Below are 16,095 nucleotides of genomic sequence, written 5' to 3'. Positions count from 1 at the left end.
GACACGCGAAAGGCCCCCGTCCTCGGACGGGGGCCTTTCGACCAGTGGCTGGGGCCGGGGTCGAACCGGCGACCTATCGCTTTTCAGGCGATCGCTCGTACCAACTGAGCTACCCAGCCACGCAGCTCTTGCGAGCCGCAGCGGTCCTGACGGGATTTGAACCCGCGGCCTCCACCTTGACAGGGTGGCGAGCACTCCAAACTGCTCCACAGGACCAAGCAATGTGCGAGAACAAGTCTCGCACATGGTGTTGCGTGCCCCCAACGGGATTCGAACCCGTGCTACCGCCTTGAAAGGGCGGCGTCCTGGGCCACTAGACGATGAGGGCTAAGGGCCCACCTGGGCGCTTCGCAGCGCGTCGGGGACGTGTGAAGCATATGGGATGCGGGGAGCTATCGCCAAAACGGTTTCCGCCCGGCCAGCCCTAGGGGCGCGGTGGGGCCGGGAGGTGGCGGCTGACCTCGGCTGTTGTCAGGCCCAGGCCGCCCAGCGTGATCTCGTCCCAGGCCTGCAGCCGTTTGGTGGTGCGGTCCAGGTAGAGCACCGAGGTCCGGACCTTCTCCGGTTCCTTGTTCTGGAGCGCGCGCAGGCCGCCGCCGCCCGTCGAGCCCTCGATCTTCAGCCGGGTGCCGAACCGCATGACCTCGTTCACCCGGTGGTGCACATGTCCGGCGAGTACGAGCGGGACCGCGCCGTCGGTCTCGCGCGCCGCGACCGGGTTGTGCGCGACCGCGATGTCCACCGGGGTCCCGGCCGCCGCCTGGTCGCGCAGTGCGGAGGCGAGGCGCAGGCCGGCCATCCGCTCGGCCGGGTCGCCCTGGGCCCTGACCGTGCGGTCCGGCGTGAACTGCGGGTCGCCGGTGCCGGCCACCCGCAGTCCGGCGACCGTGACGGCCCGGTTGTCGTCGAGGACGTGCACGTTCTTGAGCTTGGAGAGGTACGCCTGAGTCGCGCGCGAGTCGTGGTTGCCGCGGACCCAGACATAGGGCGCGCCGAGGTCGGGGATCGGGTCGAGGAAGGCGTTCTCGGCGGTGCTGCCGTGGTCCATGGTGTCGCCGGAGTCGATGATCACGTCGATGTCGTACTGCTCGACGAGCGAGCCGATGATGTGCCAGGCGGCGGGGTTGAGGTGGATGTCGGAGACGTGCAGGACACGCATCGTGGCCGGGTCCGGCTGGTACGCGGGGAGGGTCGACGTCGCTTCGTACAGCTTGGTCACGTTCGTCACCAGCCGGGCCAATTCCTGCTGGTACACATCGAATTCGGTGACGATGCTGCGCGCGTTGCCGACGACGGACGGGGCGCCGGCCAGCAGCCCGGAGAACTTGGGCTCCAGGACCGACTTCGGGTTCCAGGTGGCGAACGCGGTCGCGCCGGACGCCGCCAGCAGCGCGAGGGCGAGGCCGCCGGCGGCGAGCGCGGGGCGCGGGCGGCGGTAGACGGCCAGCCCCAGCGCGGTCGCTCCCGAGACGACGGCGACACAGGACCGTACGGCCAGGTCGACCGTGCCGCGGCCGACGTCGCGGACGATCTCGTCCTCCAGACCGGAGATCCGTTCGGGGTGCTCGACCAGGGCCGCCGAACGGGCCGGGTCGAGCCGGTCGACGTCCACGTCGAGCCGGAGCGGGGCGACATGGGAGCTCAGTTCGAGCGCGCCCAGCGGTGACACGTTGATCTTGGTGCCCCCGGAGAGGGACGGCCGCAGGGTCATGTTGGTATCGACGGGACCCACGGGCGTACGGACGCTGCCGACGATCAGCAGGCCCAGCCACGCGCCGAGCACCACGACGGCCACCATGCCCGTGGCCCGGGCGACGGGGTGCGGGGAGCGGGTCAGGACGGCGGTCGGCGCACGGCGCGCGCGGCCGGGCGCGCGGTCGGCCGAGCGGTCGGTCGCGCGCTCGAACCAGGCACGGAGCCGGCGGTGCGGGGGGAGGGGCATTGGTGCCGTATGCCCGCGTAGCGGCGCGGACATGCGGCACCGGTTCGTTCGGTGGAATGCGTGACAATGGCCGGGTGCTGGAAATGACGCGTGAGGAGTTCGAGGAGCTTGTCGCCGAGGCCCTGGACCGCATCCCGCCCGAACTGACGCGACTGATGGACAACGTCGCGGTGTTCGTGGAGGACGAGCCCCCGACGGACGACCCCGAGCTGCTCGGTCTGTACGAGGGGACTCCGCTGACCGACCGCGGGGAGTGGTACGCGGGTGTGCTGCCGGACCGGATCACCATCTACCGGGGGCCGACGCTGCGGATGTGCGAGTCGCGGGAGGACGTGGTGACGGAGACCGAGATCACGGTCGTGCATGAGATCGCCCATCACTTCGGCATCGACGACGCGCGGCTGCACGCGCTGGGGTACGGATGAGTTCGCCCCCGGACCGGGCTGGGCCGGGGTCCGGATCCGGCGAGCCGATCGATCCGGACGTCGATCTGCGTGCGCCCGCCCAGCGCGCGGAGACCGTCGGCCATGGGAAGTGGTGGGTGCTGTCGGCGATCTCGGTGGGCGGGGCGGCGGGGGCGTCGGCGCGCTACGGGGCCTCGCTGCTGTGGCCCACCCCACAGGGCGCCTTTCCGTGGGCGGTCTTCTGGGTCAATGTGCTGGGCTGCGCGCTGATCGGGGTGCTGATGGCGCTGATCGGCGAGCACGGCCGGTCGGCGCATCCGCTCGTGCGGCCGTTCCTGGGGGTGGGCGTGCTCGGCGGGTTCACGACCTTCTCGACGTACGCCGTGGACTTCAGGGACCTGCTGGAGCGCGGGGAGACCGGCACGGCGCTGGCGTACGCGGGCGGCACGGCGCTGGCGGCGCTGGCGGCGGTGTGGCTGGGGGCCTCGGCGACCCGGGCGGTGGTCCGGTGAACTGGCTGCTGGTGGTGGTGGGCGCCGCCGTGGGGGCTCCGCTGCGGTATCTGACGGACCGTGCGGTGCAGGCGCGGCACGATGGGGTGTTCCCCTGGGGGACGCTGGTGGTGAACGCCGCGGGCAGCCTGGTGCTGGGGGTGCTGTTGGGGGCGGCGGTCTCCTCGGAGGTGTACGCGCTGCTTGGCACCGGCCTGTGCGGGGCGCTGACGACGTACTCGACCTTCTCGTACGAGACGCTGCGACTGGCCGAGCTCGGCCGGAAGTTCTTCGCGGTGGCGAATGTGGCCACGTCCGTGCTGGTGGGGCTCGGCGCCGTGGTTCTGGGCGAGGCGCTCGGCGAAGGACTGCTGAGTTAGGTCCGGACAGGACCTGGCGGATGCCTTGCGCCCAGTCCGTTACGGCCCGCGCGTGTCCCTTACGGGGCAAAGGGAGTTGGGCACATTGACCCCGCTCGCCCGCGCCCCGGAGGTGCCGCCCGTGCGTCAGTTTCCCGTTCCCGTCCGACTGGCCGTCTCCGCACTCGCGGTCGCGGCGTCCGCGGGCTGCATGAGTGTGAGCGACGACTCGGGGAAGCCCGCGCCCTCCGCCCCGGCGGGCCGGCAGGGCGCCGCCGAACCCGACGGCGGGGTGCTGGGTCCGGACGGCCGCGTCCGTACGAACGGCCACGGGGACCACAACGGCAAGGGGGGCAAGGGCGGCAAGCACGGCCGGGACGGTGACGGCGGTGCCGACGACGCGTCGCCGAGCCCGAGCGGATCGGCCGGCGCCCCGGGCGGTCCGACCCCCGAGCCCGGCCGGCCGGACCCGGGGCCGCACGCCCCCGAGCCGACGGGCGAGGACACGCCCACCCGTACACCCGACCCGGAACCGCCCGTGAGTGAGCCGCCGGCGGTGACGCCGACTCCGGACCCCGAACCGGAGCCCTCCACCACCCCGTCGACGCAGCCGGAGGCGAGCTCCGACCGGGCCGCGGCGCAGCGCGAGCCGCAGGCATCGCCGCAGGTGGGACCGATGTAGGGGGGCCGGTTTGCCAGACAGGGGGGAGGGTGCGTATGGTTATAGATCGTTTGATCCCATTGCCCGGCGCCGTAAACAGAAGCGCGCCGCGTGGCGCGTACTCTCCCTTGCCGTGGCTGACCGCATTGAGGCGGTCGCATTTGCGATTCACGGAGTTTGGGCGCGTGCCGAGACTCCGGAAGGTTTCGCATTTCGCATGTCCATTTCCAGTACTGACCACACCGTCATGCCCGAGAACGAGTCCGTCGAGGGCGTAGACATCGTCGCGTCCGTCGAGACGGCCGAAGCGGCGGAGACGGCCGAGACGACCCCCGATGGCCCCGAGAGCCCCGAGACCCCGCAGATCACCTTCGGCGACCTGGGGCTGCCCGAGGGCATCGTCCGCAAGCTCGCGCAGAACGGTGTGACCACCCCCTTCCCGATCCAGGCCGCGACCATCCCGGACGCCCTGGCCGGCAAGGACATCCTCGGCCGCGGCCGCACCGGCTCCGGCAAGACCCTCTCCTTCGGTCTGCCGACGCTCGCCCTGCTGGCCGGCGGCCACACCGAGAAGAAGAAGCCCCGCGCGGTCATCCTCACCCCGACCCGCGAACTGGCGATGCAGGTCGCCGACGCCCTCCAGCCGTACGGCGACGTCCTCGGCCTGAAGATCAAGGTCGTCTGCGGCGGTACGTCGATGGGCAACCAGATCTACGCCCTGGAGCGTGGCGTCGACGTCCTCGTCGCCACCCCGGGCCGCCTGCGCGACGTCATCAACCGTGGCGCCTGCTCCCTGGAGAACGTCCAGGTCGCGGTCCTCGACGAGGCCGACCAGATGTCCGACCTGGGCTTCCTGCCCGAGGTCACCGAGCTGCTCGACCAGGTGCCGGCCGGCGGCCAGCGCATGCTCTTCTCCGCCACCATGGAGAACGAGATCAGCACCCTGGTCCGCCGCTACCTCGTCGACCCGGTCAGCCACGAGGTCGACAGCGCGCAGGGCAACGTCTCGACGATGTCGCACCACGTCCTCGTCGTGAAGCCGAAGGACAAGGCGCCGGTCACCGCCGCCATCGCCGCGCGCAAGGGCCGCACGATCATCTTCGTCCGCACCCAGCTGGGCGCGGACCGTATCGCGGAGCAGCTGCGCGAGTCGGGCGTGAAGGCCGACGCGCTGCACGGCGGTATGACCCAGGGCGCGCGGACCCGCACGCTGGCCGACTTCAAGGACGGGTACGTCAACGCGCTCGTCGCCACCGACGTCGCCGCCCGCGGTATCCACGTCGACGGCATCGACCTGGTGCTGAACGTGGACCCGGCCGGTGACCACAAGGACTACCTGCACCGCTCGGGCCGTACCGCCCGCGCCGGCAAGTCCGGTGTCGTCGTCTCGCTGTCGCTGCCGCACCAGCGCCGTCAGATCTTCCGGCTGATGGAGGACGCGGGCGTCGACGCCTCGCGCCACATCGTCGGCGGGGCCGGCGCGTTCGACCCCGAGGTCGCCGAGATCACCGGCGCCCGTTCGCTGACCGAGGTCCAGGCCGACTCCGCGAACAACGCCGCCAAGCAGGCCGAGCGCGAGGTCCAGGACCTCACCAAGCAGCTCGAGCGCATCCAGCGCCGCGCGGTCGAACTCCGCGAGGAGGCCGACCGCCTGGTCGCCCGTGCCGCGCGCGAGCGTGGCGAGGACCCGGAGGCCGCTGTCGCCGAGGTGACGGAGGCCGCCGAGGCCGAGGTCGCGGCCGCTGCCGCGGCTTCCGTGCCGGAGCAGGCGACGGCCGACCGCCGGGACGAGCGGGGCAACTTCGAGCGTCGTGGCAATGACCGCGGTGGCTACGACCGCGGTGACCGGGGCGGCGACCGGGGCGACCGGGGCGGCTTCAACCGTGACCGTCGTGAAGACCGCCCGTCCGGTGGCCGTTCGTTCGAGCGCCGCGACGACCGCGGTGGCTTCAACCGCGACCGCCGCGACGACCGTCCGTCGGGCGGTTTCCGCCGTGACGACCGCCCGTCCGGTGGCTTCCGCCGCGATGACCGTCCGTCCGGTGGTTTCCGCCGCGACGACCGCCCGTCGGGTGGCTTCCGCCGTGACGACCGCCCCACGGGTGGCCGTTCGTTCGACCGTCGTGACGACCGCCCGTCCGGTGGCCGTTCCTTCGACCGCCGCGACGACCGTCCCTCGGGTGGCCGTTCGTTCGACCGTCGTGACGACCGCCCCTCCGGCGGCCACCGCGGCAGCGACCGCCCGTTCAACCGCGACCGCCGCGACGACCGCCCCGCGGGCGGCCACCGCACGGGTGGCAACGACCGCCCGTACGGTCGTCGTGACGACCACCGCGGTGGCACCGGCACCGGCACGAACACCGGCACCTTCGGCCGCCGCGACGACAAGCCGCGCTGGAAGCGCAACGGCTGACACGCGCCGCGTCTGACAGCACACAGGGCAGGGCCTGTACCCCACCTCGGTGGGGTACAGGCCCTGCCTGCTTGACTGCTTGAACGCGTTCGAAATGAACCTTCCGTTGCCTCTGAGACTGCTGTTAATGTCTGAGCACTCGCATGGGGGTAGTGCCGGGGGGCATTTCTTACGTTCGCGCGCCTGCTGACAGGCGCCTGCCGTCCCCGTGCCCCGGCACCCTGGGGAGGGACCCCTGTTGGCTCAACGTCGACGTGTCCAGAGATTCGGCCGCCTGGCCACCGCCACGGCAGTGGCCGGCGCGGTCCTGGCCGGTCTGACCGGGGGAGCGGCCCCGGCGCAGGCGGTGGATGCGACGGTGCCGGCGTGGCTGGTACCGCTGTCGTTCAGTGACGACGGGCGGCATCGGGCGTGCACCGGCATCGTGCTGAGTGCCTCGCGGGCACTCGCCGCGCCCGACTGCTTCACCGGGCGCAGCGGTGAGGACACCGCATGGGAGTACACCCTTGCGACGGGCGCCCTGAACAGCGGTGTCGGCGGGCCCCGCTACCGGGTACACCCGCGGTACGACTACGCGACGGGAGCCGCGGGAATCGCGGTGACCCAGCACGGGATGAACACTCCCGCATCGGCCCGGCCCAGCCTGGCGTCAGCGGGCGATGCGTCTCTCTACGCTCCGGGCGTCCCGGCGACGTTCTACTCGTGGACGGGTGCCACTGCCGATTCCGAGCGCGCCAGGCACGCGGAGCGGGCTGTCGTGCGCTCCGCCGCCGACTGTGCCGCGCTGCTCGGCCGTACCCTCCCCGCCGGAATGCTCTGCACGTCCCCGGCGGCCGGCACGGCACCCGCTCCGGCCGACGAGCGCTGTGTGGGCGACGCCGGCGGTGCGCTGGTGGCGGGCGGCAAACTCATCGCGATCTCGGCCACGCGAGTCAACGGCTGTGCCGCGGAGGGCGTCCGGCTCTACACGAACCTGCGGACCTACCGGCCGCAGGTGATCGAGGGAGCCCGTGACGTCGAGGTGAGCAGCACATGGGGGCAGAGCGGAACGGTCATCGCCCGGGAAGGCAACGGGCTCGTGGACGTCTGCGGAACGGACGTCGACGGTCGGCGTGACTGCGGCGCCGACAGCATCGGTCTGTTCAACGACTGGAACAACGAGTTCAACTACCTGTCCCAGCTGGGTGACTCCAGCGGCGACGGACAGGGCGACCTGCTGGGCCGTGCCAAGGACGGCCGGCTCCACCGTTTCGTACAGCCCGAGAACGAAGGCCGTCTGGACCGCGCCGCAAAGGTCCAGCTCGGCAGCGGCTGGAACATCTACAACCGGATCGTGCCCGCCCGCGACATCTCCGGTGACGGCTACCCCGACATCCTGGCCCGTGACGGTTCGGGCGTGCTGTGGCTGTACCGCGGTACTGCCGACGGCAAGCTCGCGGCGCGCACCAAGTCCGGCACGGGCTGGGGGTCGTTCACCGCGCTCACCGGCCGCGGTGATCTGTCCGGCGACGGACGCTCGGATCTGATCGCCCGTGACGCCGCCGGTGTGCTGTGGCTGTACCGCGGCAACGGCAAGGGCGGCTTCGCGCCTCGCACGAAGGTCAGTTCCGGCTGGAACGCCTTCAACGTGATCGTCGCGAGCGGCGACATGGACGCCGACGGCCGCCAGGACTTCGTCGCGCGTACGCCCGCCGGCGCGGCGTACCTCTACAACGCGGACAACAAGGGCGGGTTCCCGACCCGCAAGCAGCTCGCCACCACCCAGTGGAAGGGCTACGTCAGCATCGGCTGACGCCTACAACTCATGAGGAGAAAGCCAGTGGGCCGACGTGCCCTGATACGCAGCGGTGTCGCCGTTGCCACGACGTTCGGACTCGCTCTCGGCCTCGCGCCGCTGGGCGCGGTCCCCGCGCTCGCCGACACGCCGCCGGAAGCGGTGATCAAGCCGGTCTCCGGGGAGCGGCCGTACGACGACGTCTTCAGCCTGCCCGGCGCGACCGGTCACCTTTACCGGGCCGAGGGCGCCACGGCGTACGAGTGGCGCTCGTACGACGGGAAGACCACGTGGCCCCTCCCGCAGAGCCCGCTTCTCGGCAGGGCCGCCGTGCTGCCCGACGGCAGCGAGGTGGTCGCGCACACGCTCTTGAACCAGCGGGACACACTCCAGGTCTTCGACACGGGCACGGGCCGGACCACGGCTCACACCCTGCCGGAGGGACACCGGTTCGTGCGCGCCGTGGGCACCGCGGACGGACTGCTCACCGTGACCGGGTATGACGGACGTGTCGGTCTGCTGACCGGTACCGGCGGCAACTGGAGCGTGCGGGAGGTCCAGGGACTGCCCGCGGGTGCGCTCAATCCGATGCTCCAGGCGGCGGACGCCAAGGGCGGGCTGCTGGCTTTCCACGTCGGTGCCGACTACCGGTACGCCTGGATCGACTTCGCCTCGGGCCAGGCCACCTGGTCCAAGTCCTGGCCCAGCGCAACCGCCCGGCCCGCCGCCACCGCCGTCAACGACCAGTACTTCGCGCTGTACGAGGGCGGAGCGGTCCAGGTGGTCTCGCGCACCGACCCCGCCGCCGGGCACACGGTCGCTCTCCCGGCCCTGCCTGTGAGCGACGGCAGTTACCGCATCGCGCTCACCGCCGACTCCGTCCTCGCCGCCCGTCTCGGTGCCAAGCCGACGGACGGGATCGACGACCCGCTGTACGCGGTGCCGGTCGGCGGCGGTGACGCGAGGACCGTCCTGCCCGAGGTGTCCTCGCTCTTCGGAGCGCCGGACGGCGGGGTCCTGGTCGTCGGCGGCGCCGGGATCTCCGACTGGGCCGCGCGCCGCATCGCTCCCGGCGCGTCCGCGCCGGCCGAGTTCTTCAAGATCGGCACCAACCGTCCCGTGCGGTACGGGCTGTCGCTCAGCCGGGGCAAGCTGTCTTCGAGACCTCCGAATCCGCGGCGCAGTGGGTGGTCCCCGGGGAGAGCAACGACGTGATCGCGACGTCCGGCGCCTCCCGGAAGATCGTCAACGGCCGCGACGGGCGGATCGTCGACGCCTCGCACGACTACACGATCTACAAGAGCGGTACGGACGGCAAGCAGTACGTCGTCGAGACGGGACGCGCGCTCGCGCCGGGGGCCGCCGCCCTCTCCGAAGACGTGCTGTGGACCGCAGCCGCCACCGCCGGCACCCTCGCCGCGTACGACCTCCGCGAGTCCAAGCCGCTGGAGACCGTCAACACCGGCGCGCCCTGTGTGCCGACGGAGATCCAGGCACTCGGCCGCTGGCTGTACTGGTCCTGCGGCCAGGACGGCGCGGCCGGTGTGTACGACCGTACGGCGAGGAGGAGCGTCCCCGTGGAGGGCGGCGACGTCCTGCTCGGTGACGGCTTCACCGTCCGCCACGCGGGCGGCGAACTGCGGCTGACCGAGGTGCACTCGGGAGCCGCGCAGACCCGCACGCTCGCCGAGCTGCCGCAGGGCAAGGCCGCGACGGACCGGCGGGTGAACTGGACCGTGGACAAGTACCGCGGGCATGTCGCTTACACGGACGCGGAGGGGGCCACGCACATCGTGGCGACCGGTGTCGCGACCGCCCTGGAGACGGCGCGGGCCCGGTCCGTCGACTCGAACGGTGTCTGGCCGCGGAAGAACGAGGGCTGGGACACCCGGTGGGAGTTCGCGGGACCCGTGGCGTCCTGGAGCGTCGAGTTCCGCAACAAGGTGACGGGGCAGCTGCACGCCACGGTCAAGGGCGGCGCGTCGCTCCGGGGCGTCGGAGTGCACTGGGACGGGAAGAACGCCTCGGGTCGGCCCGTCCCGTCCGGCACGTACACCTGGACCATGCGTGCCGTACCGTTGAACGGCCTCGGCGGGGACTTCGTCGGGACCGGGGAGCTGGGCGTCTCTGCGGGCACGGCCCAGCGCCACGACTTCGGGCCCGACGGCATTCCCGACCTGTTCGCCACGAGCGACGCCGGATTCCTGTACCAGCGCGCGGGACAGGCCGACGGCACGGTCCGGCAGAGCGCGGAGCAGTCCGGGGGCTGGAACGGCATCAACGCCCACGTGGCGTTCGGCGACCCGACGGACGACGGCTGCAACGACGTCCTGATGCGCACCACGGCCGGCGAGCTGCGCCGCTACGACGGCGGGTGCGAAATGATCAGCCTCCAGAGCGACTCCGCCTACATTCCGCTCGGCGCCGGCTGGAACGTGCACAACGTGATCACCTCGCCCGGCGACATCACCGGCGACGGGCTGCCGGACCTGATCGGCCGGGCCGCGAGCACCGGGGACATCTGGCTGTACGCGAGCAGGGCTGACGGGCGGCTGCAGTCCGGCGTGAAGATCAGTTCTGCGTGGTCCGCGTACAAGAAGGTCGTCGGCGTCGGCGACCTCAACGGCGACGGCAACGGCGACCTGCTCCTGCAGGACGGCTCGAACGAGCTCTGGCGCCTCGACGGGCGTGACAACGGCACGTTCCGGAGCCGGGTGCTGGTGTTCAGCGACTGGGGCGCCAACCGCGACACCGTGATCGGCATCGGAGACCTTTCCGGTGATGGCAAGGCCGACCTGGTGTCCCGCGACACGGCGGGCAACCTGTGGCGCAACAACGGCAACGGGGCAGGTTCGTTCGGCGGCTCGAAGCTGCTCGGAACCAACTGGCAGAGCTACAAGAGTATCTTCTGATACGCCCCGGTGTGCCCCCGGCGAGCACCTCGCCGGGGGCACACCCCCGGATACCCGATCGGCTGCGGGGAGCTGTCCGGCTATGCTCTGGGGTGTTGTGCCGAGGGCCGTTAGCTCAATTGGCAGAGCAGCGGACTTTTAATCCGTTGGTTGTGGGTTCGAGTCCCACACGGCCTACCGCTCAGCCCCAGGTCAGATCACTCTGGCCTGGGGCTGATCTTGTTTTCGAGGACAAAGTGGGCGTCTGCTGGCCCGAGGGGTAAATGATCACGGAACGAAGAAGCCCCGGCCGCGTGGTGCTGGCGGCCGGGGCTCGGGTGGGAGCTCAGTCCTTCGGCGTGGGGATGAGGAATCCCCTCACGGGCCTGGGCTCAGGGTCGCGCGAGTCCGGGGTCTGCGTCCGATTCCACGCCGCGACCAGTTCCGCGTAGCGCGGGTCAATCCATTCCGCCATGGCCTTACCTCCTGCCCACAGGCTAGGGCCACTCCGGCTTCGGCATCGGCCGGATGGTGCAGTTCGGGGCATGCGAGCACGAGGCGGCGACCGCAACCAGCTCGTCATTGGGACCGGCCCACAGGGCGGTGTCCACCTCGTATCCGGCCACCCGGATCGCGTCCACGGTGCGGTCCAGGACCGTCGAGTCGTGCCGACCAGGGTCCTTGACGCACTGATCGAGGGGCTGACCCTGCACCGACCCTGGACGGCAGTCCCCACGATCGTGAGCTGACACGACCGGCGGTGACCCGCATCATCGCGGTCACTTAGTCGGCTCTCCCGGCCGCGGGTAAGGACGCGGATCTGACGCTGCGTCGTCACGGGCCTTTGCGCGTCGGCACTGCCTGGATTCGACCTGGCTGTGCCGGCCGCGCGGTCAGGCGAACGGGTTGTACGCCGTCCCCGAGTAGTCGCGGGCCTTCGCGGTGTCGCCGGCTGAAGCCCCGTGATGCCGTCGGAGTCGTACGCGTAGGTGTCGCGCGCCGTCTCGGCGCCAGCCCGGTTGCCGGAGGCCGTCCCTGTACGCCGGTGTTGCCGCGCACCCCGGCCGGGGCCACCCCGTGCCGGCGCCCCGGCCGGGGGTCTCCGGTCGGGGCGCGCGGGGGGCGGGGTCAGGGGCGGGGCGGCGGCGGGCGGTCGTCGCCCGGGGTGGGGGGTTCGCGGGTGGTGCCCAGCTGGTCGTTCATCTTCTGCTGGGCGGTGTCGACGTGGCGGCGGTGCCTGCCCTGCGTCCTCGCGTCGATGGCGTCGCCGCCCTTCTCGACGCCTTGGCTGGCAGTGTCCTCATGGCCCTTGATCAGGCCTTTGAGCTTGTCGAGCATCGACATGGCTCGTCCTCCCTGGTGGGGGTCACTGACTCCCAGGATGGACGCGCCCGCCCGATCCCGCATTCCCGCGTCCCGGCGCCGGACCGCCCTCGGCGGCGGCCGGATCCCCGCTCGGGGCCTAATTGGTCATGGCGCCGTCCCGGATGGCGTAGGGTTGTGTTTACCGACGCGGGGTGGAGCAGCTCGGTAGCTCGCTGGGCTCATAACCCAGAGGTCGCAGGTTCAAATCCTGTCCCCGCTACTGAAGAGGCAGAGGCCCGGATCCTGATGGATCCGGGCCTTTGTCATATCCGGGCTTAGTCGTGTTCGCGGGCCCGCCCGCCCCAGCGCTTGACCTTTACGCAACGTCAAGATTTAGCGTTCAGGGCATGGAGTGGTCGATCCAGGAAATCGCCCGGCGCGCCGGGACCACCAGCCGGACGCTGCGGCACTACGGCGATCTCGGGCTGCTCGAGCCCAGCCGTATCGGCAGCAACGGCTACCGCTACTACGGGCAGGACGCGCTCGTACGCCTGCAGCGCATCCTGCTGCTGCGTGAGCTGGGGCTCGGCCTGCCCGCCATCGCGGAGGTGCTCGCGGGGCAGCGGGACACCGCGGCGGCCCTGCGGACGCACCTGGACCTGCTGGAGCAGGAGCGCGAGCGCATCGGGCGGCAGATCGCCTCGGTGCGGACCACTCTCCACAAGACCGAGAGAGGGGAACAGCTCATGGCTGAGGAAATGCTGGACGGCTTCGATCACACGCAGTACGAGCCTGAGGTGACCGAGCGCTGGGGCCGGCAGGCGTATGAGGAGGGCGACCGCTGGTGGCGCTCGCTCACCCCGGAGCAGAAGCGGGAGTTCATGGAGCGGCAGGTCTCCATCGCCCAGGCCTTCGCGCGGGCGCTCCAGGAGGGGAAGGCCGCCGGCAGTGACGAGGTGCAGGCCATCACGCGGCGGCACTACGAGTGGCTGTCGGGGACGGTCACCCCGACCCGCTCGTACTTCATCGGGCTCGGCGAGATGTACGTCTCCGACCCGCGCTTCACCGCCACGTATGACCAGCACGGAGCCGGTACGGCGGCGTTCGTCCGCGACGCGATGAGGATCTACGGCGAGCGGCACCTGTCCGACGAGTAGCTCCGGGCCGCGGCCGCGTCCCGCTCGCCCGGTTGGCCGTTGCCCGGTCGCCGCCCCCGTGGCCTGCGGACAGGCTGGGTGAGTGGGGCACGAAGGAGGGCACATCGAGGACCAGGACCCGGACGAAGGCATCGGGAGCAGGGCCGCGCGCCGGTTCGTCCGTGCGCTGCCCGCGCTGCTGATCGTCGTCGGGCTGGTCTTCGACCTCTCCACCCCGCCGAGGTTCACGGGGTCGCCCTTCTTCTCGGCCGCGCCGCTCATCGCCGCGCCGCTGTTCTCGCTCGGCACCACGTTCCTGACCGGCGTGACCGCCTGCCTCGCCGTGCTGGCCCTGCACCTCCACAACGGGACGATGTGGCAGGCGGCGTCGCTGACCGAGCTGGCCACCGTGCTGACGGTGGCCGGTCTGGCGCTGCTCACCAACCGGGTGGTACGTCTCAGTGGCGAACAGCTCGCCTCCGCGCGCGGGATCGCGGAGGCGGCCCAGCGGGCCGTGCTCCCCGCGCCGGCCGACCGGATCGGCGGACTCCACATCGCCGCCCGGTACGAGGCGGCGCAGGCGGACGCGTTCATCGGCGGCGATCTCTATGCCGTACAGGACACGCCGTACGGGGTACGCCTGGTCGTCGGCGACGTACGGGGCAAGGGGCTCGACGCGGTGGAGGCGGTCGCCATCCTCATCGGGGCCTTCCGCGAGGCCGCCGAGCAGGAGTCCTCGCTCGAAGGCGTCGCGCAGCGGCTGGAGCGGGCCCTGACACGCGAGGGGACCCGCCGGGACAGCCTCGACGCGGTGGAGGGTTTCACCACCGCCGTGCTGGCGGAGATCCCGCGCGGCGGGCACGTGCTGCGGCTGGTCAACCGGGGGCATCCGGACCCCCTGCTGCTGCACGCCGACGGGACGCTGGAGACGCTCAAGCCCGCCGAACCGGCACTGCCGCTCGGCATGGGCGACCTGGCCAGCTGGCCCGACCGCGGGGAGGAGAGCGGGTTTCCGGCCGGGGCAACGCTGCTCCTCTACACCGACGGGCTGTCCGAGGCGCGGGACGGGGCTGGCGTCTTCTACGACCCGCAGGAGCGGCTGCGTGGCCGGATCTTTCCCGGGCCGGAAGCGCTGCTGACCGCGCTCGTCACCGATGTGCGGCGGTACACCGGGGGCAGCTCGACGGACGACATGGCGCTGCTCGCGGTCGGCCGCCCGCTGGAGGGGCAGCCGGACCGGCGTACCACCGTCCCGGTAGTCCGGCAGGCGTGACCGGAAGGGCACGGACACCCTCCGTAATCGAAGCGGAGCCCTCCGCATAACAATTGACGAACCATCAGGGTGAGGGTGGTTTATGAGCGGCGGTCAACTCGCCCGGTATCACCCCTTCCTGTCCCGGAAAGTCCCGGTGGAGAGCGTTAACGATCAACAGGAACAGCTTGGAATAGCGCCCCGGTGTCTATTAACGTTCGATAACGCAGCGCGGTCGTCCCAGCCGTCGCAAGAGACGGCACCGTGCGCGTGCGCCGAATTCCGCAAGGGAACCGGGGAACCACCAACTTGGGGTGAATCGGGCTGAAACCGGCCCGTAGGAGACCTTCCTGCTCCGAACCCGTCAGCTAACCCGGTAGGCGAGAAGGAAGGAAAGGAGCACGCCTCCGTGGCGTCCAACACCCCTGCCCCCGAAGTAACCCGGTCCATGACGCAGTCGTTTCCGGGAGGCACCGAAGGTTTCGGCGTCGAAGGGGGGACGTGGGAGGAATGGAACCCCACTGAGGACTCCGTCCGTCCCGTACGCGGCCGGCACCGCGTCGCCAAGCAGCGCGGCGGACTCGCCCGCAGCTCCACGGTGCTCGGAGTCGGCGTCATCGCCGCGGTCGGCGCCGGCGGCATCGCCACCGCGCAGGACAAGCCGGCCGTCACCATCTCCCTCCCCGACTCGATCACGTCCTCGCTGCCGGACGCCGCCTCGCTGCCCGGCGTGGGCGCGCTGATATCCGGTGACGACAGCGACGAGGACCGGGACACCTCCGTCGACGCCCCGCTCACCATGGCCGGCGTCAGCGCGGCGGAGGCCCAGCAGGGCACCACCGACGCGGGCGAGGCGCTGCGCGCCCGCATCCTGCTCCAGGCCGAGCACCAGCAGGACGCCGCCGACGCCGAGGCCCGTGCGGCCGCGGAGAAGGCCGCGGAAGCGGCGGCCGCCGCGGAGGCGAAGAAGCAGCAGGAGGCCGAGGCGGCGAAGGCGGCCGCGGAGAAGAAGGCCGCGGAGGAGGCCGCCAGGGCCGAGGCGGAGGCCGAGCGACTCGCCAAGCTGGCGGCCGGCTACTCCCTCCCCACCTCCTCGTACACCCTGACCTCGCACTACGGCCAGTCCGGCTCGATGTGGTCCTCCGGCCAGCACACCGGCCTCGACTTCGCCGCCCCCACCGGTACGCCGGTCAAGGCCGTGCACGGCGGCACCATCAAGTCGGCCGGCTGGTCCGGGTCTTACGGCTACCGCATCGTGCTGGAGCTCGAGGACGGTACGGAGATCTGGTACTGCCACCTCTCCTCGATGTCCGTCACCTCCGGCAAGGTCACCAACGGCGAGACCATCGGGCGCGTCGGCGCGACCGGCAACGTCACCGGCCCGCACCTGCACCTCGAGGTGCGCGTGGGCGGCGACACGGTCGACCCGCTGGCTTGGCTGCGCGGCAAGGGCCTGACGGTCTGAGC

At 71.4% G+C, this 16,095-nt stretch carries 15 protein-coding genes, 5 tRNA genes and 1 riboswitch; of the genes, 13 read left to right on the top strand and 7 right to left on the bottom strand.

Annotation, left to right across the window (positions count from 1 at the left end; genetic code table 11):
- Positions 1-45 precede the first annotated feature (45 nt).
- The 4 genes from ACWV17_RS19515 to ACWV17_RS19500 form a co-directional block, all read right to left on the bottom strand.
- A tRNA-Phe gene (locus ACWV17_RS19515) sits at positions 46-119 on the bottom strand.
- Positions 120-141: 22 nt separating this feature from the next.
- Positions 142-216 (bottom strand) — tRNA-Asp (locus ACWV17_RS19510).
- 39 nt (positions 217-255) lie between these two features.
- Positions 256-328 (bottom strand) — tRNA-Glu (locus ACWV17_RS19505).
- 96 nt (positions 329-424) lie between these two features.
- On the bottom strand, positions 425-1,942 hold the full coding sequence (locus ACWV17_RS19500; RefSeq protein WP_455360745.1) for a metallophosphoesterase family protein: 1,518 nt from the start codon (positions 1,940-1,942) through the stop codon (positions 425-427).
- A 74-nt stretch (positions 1,943-2,016) separates the two neighbouring features.
- Between ACWV17_RS19500 and ACWV17_RS19495 the strand changes: the two genes are divergently transcribed.
- From ACWV17_RS19495 to ACWV17_RS19455, 9 genes are all read left to right on the top strand, one after another.
- Positions 2,017-2,367: a metallopeptidase family protein gene (locus tag ACWV17_RS19495; protein ID WP_455353131.1), complete on the top strand. Its 351-nt coding sequence runs from the start codon at positions 2,017-2,019 to the stop codon at positions 2,365-2,367.
- Complete coding sequence (crcB, locus tag ACWV17_RS19490; RefSeq protein ID WP_455360744.1) at positions 2,364-2,858, top strand: fluoride efflux transporter CrcB; 495 nt, start codon at positions 2,364-2,366, stop codon at positions 2,856-2,858. Before ACWV17_RS19495 ends, crcB (ACWV17_RS19490) begins: the two co-directional genes overlap by 4 nt.
- Positions 2,855-3,217 carry a fluoride efflux transporter CrcB gene (gene crcB, locus ACWV17_RS19485; RefSeq protein WP_455360743.1) on the top strand — a complete coding sequence of 121 codons (363 nt, stop codon included), beginning with the start codon at positions 2,855-2,857 and terminating at the stop codon, positions 3,215-3,217. The genes crcB (ACWV17_RS19490) and crcB (ACWV17_RS19485) overlap by 4 nt, the downstream gene beginning before the upstream one ends.
- Before the next feature lie 121 nt (positions 3,218-3,338).
- Positions 3,339-3,878 carry a hypothetical protein gene (locus ACWV17_RS19480; RefSeq protein WP_455360742.1) on the top strand — a complete coding sequence of 180 codons (540 nt, stop codon included), beginning with the start codon at positions 3,339-3,341 and terminating at the stop codon, positions 3,876-3,878.
- A 196-nt stretch (positions 3,879-4,074) separates the two neighbouring features.
- A complete protein-coding gene (locus ACWV17_RS19475) occupies positions 4,075-6,270 on the top strand; it encodes a DEAD/DEAH box helicase (RefSeq protein WP_455360741.1) in 2,196 nt (731 codons plus the stop codon).
- A gap of 238 nt (positions 6,271-6,508) precedes the next feature.
- Positions 6,509-8,062 carry an FG-GAP-like repeat-containing protein gene (locus ACWV17_RS19470; protein WP_455353136.1) on the top strand — a complete coding sequence of 518 codons (1,554 nt, stop codon included), beginning with the start codon at positions 6,509-6,511 and terminating at the stop codon, positions 8,060-8,062.
- Positions 8,063-8,089: 27 nt separating this feature from the next.
- Positions 8,090-9,259, top strand: a complete 1,170-nt coding sequence (locus ACWV17_RS19465) for a hypothetical protein (protein ID WP_455360740.1) — start codon at positions 8,090-8,092, stop codon at positions 9,257-9,259.
- Positions 9,256-10,956, top strand: coding sequence for an FG-GAP-like repeat-containing protein (locus tag ACWV17_RS19460; protein ID WP_455360739.1), 1,701 nt, complete (start codon positions 9,256-9,258; stop codon positions 10,954-10,956). The genes ACWV17_RS19465 and ACWV17_RS19460 overlap by 4 nt, the downstream gene beginning before the upstream one ends.
- Before the next feature lie 104 nt (positions 10,957-11,060).
- Positions 11,061-11,133 (top strand) — tRNA-Lys (locus ACWV17_RS19455).
- 148 nt (positions 11,134-11,281) lie between these two features.
- Here the strand turns inward: ACWV17_RS19455 and ACWV17_RS19450 are convergent.
- The 3 genes from ACWV17_RS19450 to ACWV17_RS19440 all read right to left on the bottom strand — a co-directional run bounded on the left by ACWV17_RS19450 (position 11,282) and on the right by ACWV17_RS19440 (position 12,279).
- On the bottom strand, positions 11,282-11,410 hold the full coding sequence (locus ACWV17_RS19450) for a hypothetical protein (RefSeq protein ID WP_455360738.1): 129 nt from the start codon (positions 11,408-11,410) through the stop codon (positions 11,282-11,284).
- Positions 11,411-11,432: 22 nt separating this feature from the next.
- A complete protein-coding gene (locus tag ACWV17_RS19445) occupies positions 11,433-11,648 on the bottom strand; it encodes a hypothetical protein (protein ID WP_455360737.1) in 216 nt (71 codons plus the stop codon).
- Between the two features lie 415 nt (positions 11,649-12,063).
- Complete coding sequence (locus tag ACWV17_RS19440) at positions 12,064-12,279, bottom strand: antitoxin (RefSeq protein ID WP_455360736.1); 216 nt, start codon at positions 12,277-12,279, stop codon at positions 12,064-12,066.
- 167 nt (positions 12,280-12,446) lie between these two features.
- Here ACWV17_RS19440 and ACWV17_RS19435 point away from each other — a divergent pair.
- From ACWV17_RS19435 to ACWV17_RS19420, 4 genes are all read left to right on the top strand, one after another.
- A tRNA-Met gene (locus ACWV17_RS19435) sits at positions 12,447-12,520 on the top strand.
- A 127-nt stretch (positions 12,521-12,647) separates the two neighbouring features.
- Positions 12,648-13,397, top strand: coding sequence for a MerR family transcriptional regulator (locus tag ACWV17_RS19430; protein WP_455353145.1), 750 nt, complete (start codon positions 12,648-12,650; stop codon positions 13,395-13,397).
- An 82-nt stretch (positions 13,398-13,479) separates the two neighbouring features.
- A complete protein-coding gene (locus ACWV17_RS19425; protein WP_455360735.1) occupies positions 13,480-14,649 on the top strand; it encodes a PP2C family protein-serine/threonine phosphatase in 1,170 nt (389 codons plus the stop codon).
- 242 nt (positions 14,650-14,891) lie between these two features.
- Positions 14,892-15,026: riboswitch (cyclic di-AMP (ydaO/yuaA leader) on the top strand.
- A gap of 50 nt (positions 15,027-15,076) precedes the next feature.
- On the top strand, positions 15,077-16,093 hold the full coding sequence (locus ACWV17_RS19420; protein ID WP_455360734.1) for a M23 family metallopeptidase: 1,017 nt from the start codon (positions 15,077-15,079) through the stop codon (positions 16,091-16,093).
- The last annotated feature ends 2 nt before the right edge of the window (positions 16,094-16,095 follow it).

This window comes from Streptomyces mabaensis, from assembly GCF_053763515.1.
Note: the sequence above shows the minus strand (reverse complement) of the source record. Positions and strands in the feature narration are given on the sequence as shown.

Bases quoted from the DNA above. Each gene is read 5' to 3' on its own strand.
- ACWV17_RS19475 (WP_455360741.1), top strand. From the start codon at position 4,075: ATGTCCATTTCCAGTACTGACCACACCGTCATGCCCGAGAACGAGTCC.
- ACWV17_RS19440 (WP_455360736.1), bottom strand. From the start codon at position 12,279: ATGTCGATGCTCGACAAGCTCAAAGGCCTGATCAAGGGCCATGAGGAC.
- ACWV17_RS19420 (WP_455360734.1), top strand. From the start codon at position 15,077: ATGACGCAGTCGTTTCCGGGAGGCACCGAAGGTTTCGGCGTCGAAGGG.
- ACWV17_RS19500 (WP_455360745.1), bottom strand. From the start codon at position 1,942: ATGCCCCTCCCCCCGCACCGCCGGCTCCGTGCCTGGTTCGAGCGCGCG.
- ACWV17_RS19430 (WP_455353145.1), top strand. From the start codon at position 12,648: ATGGAGTGGTCGATCCAGGAAATCGCCCGGCGCGCCGGGACCACCAGC.
- crcB (WP_455360744.1), top strand. From the start codon at position 2,364: ATGAGTTCGCCCCCGGACCGGGCTGGGCCGGGGTCCGGATCCGGCGAG.
- ACWV17_RS19450 (WP_455360738.1), bottom strand. From the start codon at position 11,410: ATGGCGGAATGGATTGACCCGCGCTACGCGGAACTGGTCGCGGCGTGG.